This is a genomic window from Amycolatopsis kentuckyensis, assembly GCF_002155975.1.
In the GTDB taxonomy this organism is placed as follows: domain Bacteria; phylum Actinomycetota; class Actinomycetes; order Mycobacteriales; family Pseudonocardiaceae; genus Amycolatopsis; species Amycolatopsis kentuckyensis.
Genome location: NZ_MUMI01000008.1, coordinates 1 through 8,370, shown reverse-complemented (window position 1 = coordinate 8,370; position 8,370 = coordinate 1). Strand labels below are relative to the sequence as shown.

At 70.4% G+C, this 8,370-nt stretch carries 9 protein-coding genes; 4 read left to right on the top strand and 5 right to left on the bottom strand.

Features of this window, described 5'->3' with window-relative positions; genetic code table 11:
- Together CCN39_RS00760 and CCN39_RS00755 are read right to left on the bottom strand one after the other, a co-directional pair.
- Positions 1-880: S53 family peptidase (locus CCN39_RS00760; protein WP_086837874.1), on the bottom strand; the 880-nt coding region annotated here is incomplete at its 3' end.
- Between the two features lie 162 nt (positions 881-1,042).
- Positions 1,043-1,711, bottom strand: a complete 669-nt coding sequence (locus tag CCN39_RS00755) for a GntR family transcriptional regulator (protein ID WP_086837873.1) — start codon at positions 1,709-1,711, stop codon at positions 1,043-1,045.
- 147 nt (positions 1,712-1,858) lie between these two features.
- Here CCN39_RS00755 and CCN39_RS00750 point away from each other — a divergent pair, with 147 nt between their 5' ends.
- From CCN39_RS00750 to CCN39_RS00735, 4 genes are all read left to right on the top strand, one after another.
- Positions 1,859-3,280: an NCS1 family nucleobase:cation symporter-1 gene (locus CCN39_RS00750; protein WP_086837872.1), complete on the top strand. Its 1,422-nt coding sequence runs from the start codon at positions 1,859-1,861 to the stop codon at positions 3,278-3,280.
- The gene (locus CCN39_RS00745; protein WP_086837871.1) at positions 3,277-3,984 is read left to right on the top strand and encodes an aspartate/glutamate racemase family protein; all 708 of its coding nucleotides are present in this window, start codon (positions 3,277-3,279) and stop codon (positions 3,982-3,984) included. The genes CCN39_RS00750 and CCN39_RS00745 overlap by 4 nt, the downstream gene beginning before the upstream one ends.
- A 92-nt stretch (positions 3,985-4,076) precedes the next feature.
- Entirely contained in the window at positions 4,077-5,342 is a 1,266-nt protein-coding gene (locus CCN39_RS00740; RefSeq protein ID WP_244210555.1) for an alginate lyase family protein, read from the top strand.
- 97 nt (positions 5,343-5,439) lie between these two features.
- Positions 5,440-5,868: a peptidase inhibitor family I36 protein gene (locus CCN39_RS00735; protein ID WP_086837869.1), complete on the top strand. Its 429-nt coding sequence runs from the start codon at positions 5,440-5,442 to the stop codon at positions 5,866-5,868.
- A 19-nt stretch (positions 5,869-5,887) separates the two neighbouring features.
- Here the strand turns inward: CCN39_RS00735 and CCN39_RS00730 are convergent, their stop codons facing one another.
- From CCN39_RS00730 to CCN39_RS00720, 3 genes are all read right to left on the bottom strand, one after another.
- Positions 5,888-6,838: a copper transporter gene (locus tag CCN39_RS00730; protein ID WP_086837868.1), complete on the bottom strand. Its 951-nt coding sequence runs from the start codon at positions 6,836-6,838 to the stop codon at positions 5,888-5,890.
- Complete coding sequence (gene steA / locus CCN39_RS00725; protein WP_167454939.1) at positions 6,835-8,019, bottom strand: putative cytokinetic ring protein SteA; 1,185 nt, start codon at positions 8,017-8,019, stop codon at positions 6,835-6,837. The genes CCN39_RS00730 and steA overlap by 4 nt, the downstream gene beginning before the upstream one ends.
- A gap of 88 nt (positions 8,020-8,107) precedes the next feature.
- The coding region (locus CCN39_RS00720) for a DUF1266 domain-containing protein (RefSeq protein WP_143263869.1) at positions 8,108-8,370 on the bottom strand (263 nt) is incomplete at its 5' end.

The window sequence follows — 8,370 nt, the reverse complement described above, 5'->3', positions numbered from 1 at the left end:
CGACCGTCCGCTTGCCGCAGCCGCTGTCGGTCTGCCACGACGGCTTGGTGATGTACGCCGAGCAGCCGCTGCCCGCGCCGCTCCACGCCGTCTCGCTCCAGCCGCGCGTGTTCGACGCCTTCTTCAGGCTGGTGCCGCCGACGGCGGTGACGTACCGCGAGGCGGCCGGGAACTCGACGCCGTACCCGGAGTCGCCGGAGCTGACCGTGATCGCGACGCCGGGGTGGTTGAAGTACTGCCCCTCGGAGCTCGCCTCGCCGGAGAACTCGCTGCCGCCGTAGCTGTTGCTGACGACCTCGGCGCCGAGCCGGACGGCGGTGTTCACGGCCGTGCCGAGGTTGGCGAAGCTCGACGAGGTGCCTTCGACCAGCAGGATGTTGCACTTCGGGCAGATCGCCGAGGCCATGTCGAGGTCGAGCGAGATCTCCTGGGCCCAGCCGCCGTCCTTGCGCGGGTAGGTGGTGCCGCCGTTCTGGTCGGCCTTGGCGAAGCACGGGGTCGTGCTGGCATCGATCGACGACGGCGTGCAGGACGCGAGCGCGGGGATGCCGTACTGGGCGCGGTAGACGTTGACGTCGGCGAAGGCGGTCGGGGCGTCGTAGGCGTCCACGATGGCGATCGTGCGGCCCGTGCCGGCGCTGCCGGCCAGGGAGCCGAGGTTGTACGCAGAGAGCAGGTCGGCCGGCCCCAGCCCGGACGGCGTGGCGGCCGCGGCGAAGGCGGTGTCGGTGTTGATCCAGGCGTTGCAGGCCGCGAACCCGGCCGGCGCGACCGAGCAGACGCGCTGGGCGTGGCCGTGGGGGGCGGGCGCGGCTTCGGCGACGCCGGCCGTGGTGAGGGCGAGGGTGAAGGCGGCGGCGAATACTGTCGCTCTACGCACGGTGAACCTCCGGAACGGTGGGGACACCGGTCGGCGGGACCGGTGACCGAAGACCGTAAGCAGCCATTCGGCCGCGTGACACAGACCAAAGTCGTGTCACCGTTGGTGCCAATGGCTGAAAAACCGGGCGCTCGCGTGCTTTCTCACCAAACCGGGCGGGCTTCAGCCGGCGGGCCGCTCCCCGGGCTCTTCGCCGAAGAGGGAACGCAGCGTGACTTCTCGGTTCACCCGCACGTGCTCGACCGCGAACGCCTTCGCCCGGTCCGCGTCGCCCGACGCGATGGCCTCGTAGAGCCGGCGGTGCTCGTCGAGCAGTTCGGCCCAGTGCTCGTTCTGGCTCGTGAGCCAGCGGAGCCTGCCCTGCAGGGGCTGGAGCATCGTGGTGAGCAGCGCGTTGCCCGCCATGGCGACGATCTCGTCGTGGAAGCGCGAGTTGAGCACGGTGATCCGGGCCGCGTCGCCGCGGGCGGTCGCCCGGGCGGCGTCGGCCAGCGTGCGTTCGAGCCGCTTCAGCTCCGCCGCTCCCGCCCGCTCCGCGGCCCGCCCGGCCGCGAGCCCTTCCAGGGCTTCACGCACGTCGAACAGCTCCTCGACGTCGACCCGCGCCAGCTGCCGGACCACGACCCGCCGCGGCGACTGGACCACGACGAACCCCTCGGCTTCCAGGCTGCGGATGGCCTCGCGGACCGGCACCCGCGAGACACCGAGGTCTTCGGCCAGCTCGCGCTCGACCAGCCTGTCGCCCGGGCGGAGGCGTCCGGTCAGGATCCGTTCGCGCAGCTCCTCGCGCACCCGCTGCCGCGTGGCCGCGAGGGGTTGCCGCTCGTTCACCGCGCTCCTCCCTCAACACCGGCGTAACCGGCCGTAACACGAGTTTATCGGCCGGAGGGTTGACTCGGGCGGACGCCGGGGCGATATTTGGGATTCCAAAGTTTGGTATCCCAAACACCCATCGGCGCACGTCGACCGGAGGCCCGCATGACCGCAGCCCCGCTCACCGAATCCTCCCCAGAGACGACCCCGCCACCCGATCCCCGGCTCTGGAACGAAGACCTCGCGCCCGCGAAGGAACGCCGGTGGAAGGTCTACGACATCTTCGCGCTGTGGATGTCCGACGTGCACAACCTCGGCAACTACACCTTCGCCGCCGGGCTGTTCGTGCTCGGGCTCTCGGCCTGGCAGGTGTTCACCGCGCTGCTGTTCGGGTTCATCATCATCTACGCCGGGATGAACCTGATGGGCCGGATCGGCCAGCGCACCGGCGTGCCGTTCCCGGTCGTGGCGCGGATCAGCTTCGGCACGTTCGGGGCCAACCTGCCCGCGCTGATCCGCGCGATCATCGCGATCTTCTGGTACGGCATCCAGACCTACCTCGCGAGTGTCGCCATCACGCTGCTCGTGCTCACCATCGACCCGGGCCTGAAACCCCTGACCGAACACGGTTTCCTCGGCCTGCACGCGCTCGGCTGGATCTGCTTCGTCGCGCTGTGGGCGGTCCAGGCGCTGATCCTGACCCGCGGCATGGAGTCGGTGCGCAAGTTCCAGGACTGGTGCGGCCCGGCGATCTGGGTCGTGATGATCGCCCTCGCCGTCTGGATCCTCGCCGCGGGGAACTGGAACATCTCCTTCACCAGCAGCCCGAAGCAGCTGTCCACCGGGGAACAGATCCGGCAGTGGTTCGGTGCGGCCGGGCTCATCCTCGCCACCTACGGCACGCTGATGCTCAACTTCTGCGACTTCTCGCGCTTCGCGCCGGACCAGAAAACCGTGAAGCGCGGCAACTTCTGGGGCCTGCCGATCAACTCGACGGCGTTCGCGCTGCTGTCGGTGGTCGTCACCGCGGGCAGCATGCAGGTGTTCGGCGAGGCGATCACCGATCCGGCCGAACTGCTGGCCAAGGTGCACAACACGCCGGTGCTCATCATCGGCGCCCTGACGTTCGCCATCGCCACCATGGGCGTCAACATCGTCGCCAACTTCGTCTCCCCCGCCTACGACCTGGCCAACATCTGGCCGAAGCGGATCACCTTCACCATCGGCGGGATGATCAGCGCGGTCGCGGCCCTGTGCGTGCTGCCGTGGAAGCTGTACTCCTCGCCGGCGGTGGTCAACTACTTCCTCGGCGGGCTCGGCGCGTTCCTCGGCCCGCTGTTCGGGATCATGATCGTCGACTACTACCTGATCCGGCGCGGCAAGGTCGACGTCGCACAGCTGTTCGTCGACGGCGGGATCTACCCGCGCGTGAACCCCCGTGCGCTGGTGACGTTCTTCCCGACCGCGGCGTTGTCCGCCGTCATCGCGCTGGTGCCGTTCTTCGCGCCGGCCGCGCCGTACTCGTGGTTCATCGGCACGGCGTCCTCGGCGGCTTTGTACTACGCGGTGTCGAGGAAGCATCGATGAGGATCGTCGTCACCAACTGCAACACCACCGAGGCGATGACCAAGGAGATCGAAGCCGGGGCCCGCGCGGCCGCGAGCCCCGGCACCGAAATCCTCGCCCGGACCCCGCGCTGGGGCCCGGAGTCCGCGGAGGGGTGGCTGGACAGCTTCCTCTCCGCGGCGGCCGTCCTGGATCTGCTGCGGGGCCTGGACGAACCGTTCGACGCCGTCGTGCTCGCCGGGTTCGGCGAGCACGGCCGCGAGGGCGCGCGCGAGCTGCTGGACGTCCCGGTCGTCGACATCACCGAGGCCGCCGCGCACCTGGCCTGCCTGCTCGGCCGCCGCTACGGCGTGGTGACCACTTTGGACCGGACGTGCGGGCTGATCGAGGACAGCCTGCACGCCGCCGGGGTCGCGCAGAACTGCGTCACGGTCATCGGCTCCGGGCTCGGCGTGCTGGAACTGACCGACGAACGCCGGACCGAGTCGGCGTTGCTCACCGCCGGCCGCCGCGCGCGGGACGCCGGGGCGGAGGTGCTGGTGCTCGGGTGCGCCGGGATGACCGGCCTCGACCGGAAGATCGCGACGATGCTGGACATCCCCGTCATCGACGGCGTCGCGGCCGCGGTCCGGCTCGCGGAATCCCTGGTGGCACTGGGGCTGAAGACGAGCCGCGCGGGGTCGTACGCGCGGCCGTTGGACAAGCGGCGCACCTGGCACGGTTGACACCCGCCGCTCCGCCTGGTCAGAATCCCTGCAGCCGTACCGCCGCCCGGTGACGACGTGGGGATTCCGACATCCCCGAAAGGGCGGTCGACGTGCGAAGAGTTCTCGGTGCGCTGGCGGTTTCCGCGAGCATGCTCCTGGTTCCGGTGAGCGGGACGGCGATGGCCGCGTCGCCACCGCACACGATCGTCACCGACGGCGCCAAGCTCGCGAACATCCGGCAAGCGATCCGCAGCGGGCACGCGAGCTCGGCCCAACGCGCCGCGCTGAAAGCGGTGCTGGCCAAGGCGAACACCGCACTCACCGACGGGCCGTGGTCGGTGATGGACAAGCCGTCCGCACCCCCGAGCGGCGACAAGCACGACTACATGAGCCAAGCGCCCTACTGGTGGGCGAGCCAGCCGAAGACCCCGGAGAACCCGCAGGGCTGCCCGTACGTCAGCAAGGACGGCCAGCGCAACCCGGAGGCCGACGCGATCACCGACCACACCTACCGGATGTGGGCCTGGGACGCGATGTACTACCTGTCGCTGGCCTGGTACTACACCGGCGACGCGAAGTACGCGAAGCGGGCGGCACTGGACATCCGGACGTGGTTCCTCGACCCGGCCACCAAGATGAACCCGAACATGACGTACTCGCAGATCGTGCCCTGCCGCAACACCGTCAGCGGCACCGGAATCATCGACTCGACGCAGTCGTTCAGCCAGCTGATGGACGCGTTCGCGCTGCTCGACGGCGGCGCGCCGGGCTGGACCGGGAAGGACCGCGCGGGCATCAAGGCGTGGCTGACGCAGTACCTGAGCTGGATGCAGACCAGCCCGCAGGCCAAGCTGGAACTGGCCGCCACCAACAACCACGGCACGTTCCTCGACATGCAGAACGCGACGATCTCGGCGTACCTGGGTCACCGCGACGCGGCACGGAAGATCGTGCTCGACGCGGAGCAGAAGCGGTTCCCCGTGCAGTTCGCCGCCGACGGCAGCCAGCCGCTGGAGCTGTCGCGGACGATGTCGTGGCACTACGTCAACTTCAACCTCACGGCGTGGGGCCGGATGGCGGAGGTCGGGAAGCACCTCGGCGTCGACGTCTGGAAGTACCGGGCGGCGAACGGCGTGACCCTGCGGAAGGTGGTCGACCAGCTGATCCCGGGCGCCCTGCACGGCGCTTCCGCCTGGCCGCACCAGCAGATCGGCGTGTTCGACCAGTCGATCGCGGCGGACATCTTCCACGCGGCGACCGAAGAGGGCCACGACCCGGACGCGGCAGCGGCCCTCAAGCAGATGCCGTTGCCCGCGGGCGGCGACACGTGGCCGGTGCGGGTGTCCTGCTTCCCGCTGGACCCGCCACTGCGGTGACTCCGCCATTCGGGTGGAGATCACCGGCGACCCTCAACCGCGCCGGTGGTCGGGGGGTTGTCCCGGTGACCGCACACTGCCGATTCGAGGAGACACCTTGGGAACCGCCGGAAAACGTCTGGTCCAGGCCACGCTCGCCGCGGCGGGCGCCATCGCCCTGATCGCCACGGCCGCGCCCGCGGCGAACGCGGCGACGGCCCGCAACGGCGTCTGCGAAAAAGGCGAGTTCTGCCTGTACTACGGCTACCACTTCACCGGATCGGTGTCGGACTTCAACGGGTCGATCCCGAACTACGGCAGCACCCAGCCGGGCTGCTACGAGTTCAAGGGCCCGGGTGCCGGCCAGGGGCTGTGCGTGAAGAACAACGCCCGCTCGGCGAGGAACCTCACCAGTAACTGGGTGGTGAAGGTGTTCTACAACAGCAACTACGGCGGCTCGAACCACACCTACAACCCGGGCGGCGAGGGAGATCTGGGCTCCATCGCGACCGAGAACGCTTCGCACCTGTACGAACTCGTCAGCTGACGCAAGGCGCCGGCCGGGATCAGTTCCCGGCCGGTGCGGTGACGCCGGGTGCGGGCGCCTGGGCGTTGCCCGCGACGCCGTAGCGGCCGGCACCGCCGTCGAGCTGTTCCTTCAACGCCAGGATGGTGCTCACCCGCCCGGCCGACGTGTCCGCGTTGTCCACTGTGGACAGGATCGACGTCGCCGAGGTGTCCGCCCGGACCACGCCCAGCGCGCCGGTGCCGTCCGCCGAACCGGCGTCCCCGGCGAGCACCGCCCCGGCACCGCTGCGGTCGAGCTGCGTCGCGAACCGGGCGATCGTGGCCGCGCGGTCGCCCGCGCCGTCGCCGGTCGCCTGGGCGCCGGTGAGCAGGATCGCCAGCTGGGCGGGCTTGACGTCCGGCCCGGCCTTGACGAATCCGCCGTCGGTGAGCCCGCTCAGCGCCGCCGCCAGTTCCTCGGGCGAGGACTGCGGTTTCGCCGTGGTCTTGTCCAGCAGCAGCACCGAACCGAGCAGCGCACCGGCGAGCGTGCCCGAGTCGCCCGCCGTCGGGAACTTCGAGCCGGCCGGCTGCAGCCGCGTGACGACGTCGCGGAGCTGGTCGGCCTTGTCCGGGTCGGCGAACGCCGCCGTCAGCTGGACCTCGCCGGTCACCGCGGCGCCGGCCTGGCCGACCAGCTGCTTGAGCGCGTCCCGGTCGGCCGGGCGCGCGTCCTCGGTGGTCACCAGCACCACCGACCGCTTGTCCAGCGTGCCGGCGACGACCTTCGGGCCCATCGAGCCGGCGAAGGCGTCGGCGTCGGTCAGCCGGGCGTTGAGCGCGTTGCGCTGCGCCTCCAGGTCGGCGACCTGGCTGCCGAGGTCCTTCTTCTCCCCCGCCAGCCCCGAAAGCAGCGTGCCGTTGAGCGCGGTCGAGCCGAGCACGACACCGACGGCCAGCGCGAGGAAGCAGGCAGCGATGGAAACTACGTGGTAGCGGAGCGAAATCACGTGAACAATCCCTTGGCCCAGGCGAAGAACGTGTTCCAGGTGCTCTTGAGCCAGTCCAGGTAGACCGAGCCCACATCGGACACCAGCAGGGCCGCGGCGACCACCACCACCGCGGCGAGCACGAGCAGGACGACCGCGGCGATCGACACCCGGTTGCGGTGCAGCGTCGCCACCGCCTTGCCGTCGACGAGCTTCGTGCCGAGCTTCAGCCGCGTCAGGAACGTCGACGGGTTCGAGCCGGACCGGCCGTGGTCGAGGAATTCGCGCAGGGTGGCCTGGAAGCCGACGGTGACGACCAGGCTGGCGCCGTGCGCGTCGGCCAGCAGCAGCGCGAGGTCTTCGGCGTTGCCCGACGCCGGGAACGTCACCGCGCCGATGCCGAGGTCCTGGATCCGCTCGACGCCGGGCGCGTGCCCGTCCGGCGCGGCGGGCACGACGACCTCGCCGCCGCCGCGCAGCGTCGCGGTACCGATGCCGGTGGGGTCGCCGACCACGACGTCCGGCCGGTAGCCCTGCACGCGCAGGGTGTCGGCGCCGGCGTCGACACCGATCAGCACCGGGCGGTGCTCGCCGATGTACTTCTTGAGCTTCTTGAGGTCCTCGGCGTGCCCGTTGCCGCCCGCGACGACCAGGACGTGCCGGTCCCGCAGCGGTACCTTCAGCTCGGGGACGCCGACACCGTCGAGGATCAGGGTGCGTTCGCGGCGCAGGAACTCGATGGTGTTCGCCGAGAACGCCTCCAGCTGCGTCGACATCCCGGCCTTGGCCTCGATCATCTGGTCGGCGACGCTCTCGGTGGTCTGCTCGATGCCGGAGGCGACCTGCCGCTCGCCGATGTAGACGATGCCGTCGAGCAGCCGCAGCTTCGTGCCGTCCTTGATCGAGCGCAGCAGCTCGCCGCCGACCGAGTCGACGAGCGGGATGCCGGCCGCGACGAGGATCTCGGGGCCCATGTTCGGGAACCGGCCGGAGATCGACGGCGACGCGTTGACCACGCCGGCGACCTCGGCCTCGACCAGGGCGTCGGCCGTCGCGCGGTCGAGGTCCAGCTGGTCGAGCACGACGATGTCGCCGGGACTGATCCGGCGCAGCAGCTCCCGGGTGCGGCGGTCGACCCGGGCGACCCCGGTGATCCCCGGAAGGGGTTCTTGATTCCGCGTGAGCAGACCCGTGAGCTTCATGTGGCCGATGGTGACAAATTTGCTCATGGGACGATGCTCGCCACGCCGTAGCCGGGGTGACTCGTTGTGGTGACCTCCCCCGCGCGGGTCAGGCCTCGGACTCCTCCGACAGCGAGCCGAAATCGAGGTTCAGCCAGGGGCTCGCCGGATCCTGAAGGAGCTGGTGGTGGACGCGCACGGCGGCCGGGTACCACTCGCCGAACTCGTCGTCGTCGGCGTGCAGCACCCGGCCCATGACGTACCCCGCCGACAGGTCGGCCCATGACTGGTGGTAGCGACGGGCCAGGGAACCGGCTTCGAGCACCATCAGCTCGGCGCTCAGCGCGTCGCAGTACCCGGCCGCCGTGCGCG

Coding starts and splice junctions, on each gene's coding strand:
- CCN39_RS00745 (WP_086837871.1), top strand. CDS start 3,277: ATGAGGATCGTCGTCACCAACTGCAACACCACCGAGGCGATGACCAAG.
- CCN39_RS00750 (WP_086837872.1), top strand. CDS start 1,859: ATGACCGCAGCCCCGCTCACCGAATCCTCCCCAGAGACGACCCCGCCA.
- steA (WP_167454939.1), bottom strand. CDS start 8,019: ATGAAGCTCACGGGTCTGCTCACGCGGAATCAAGAACCCCTTCCGGGG.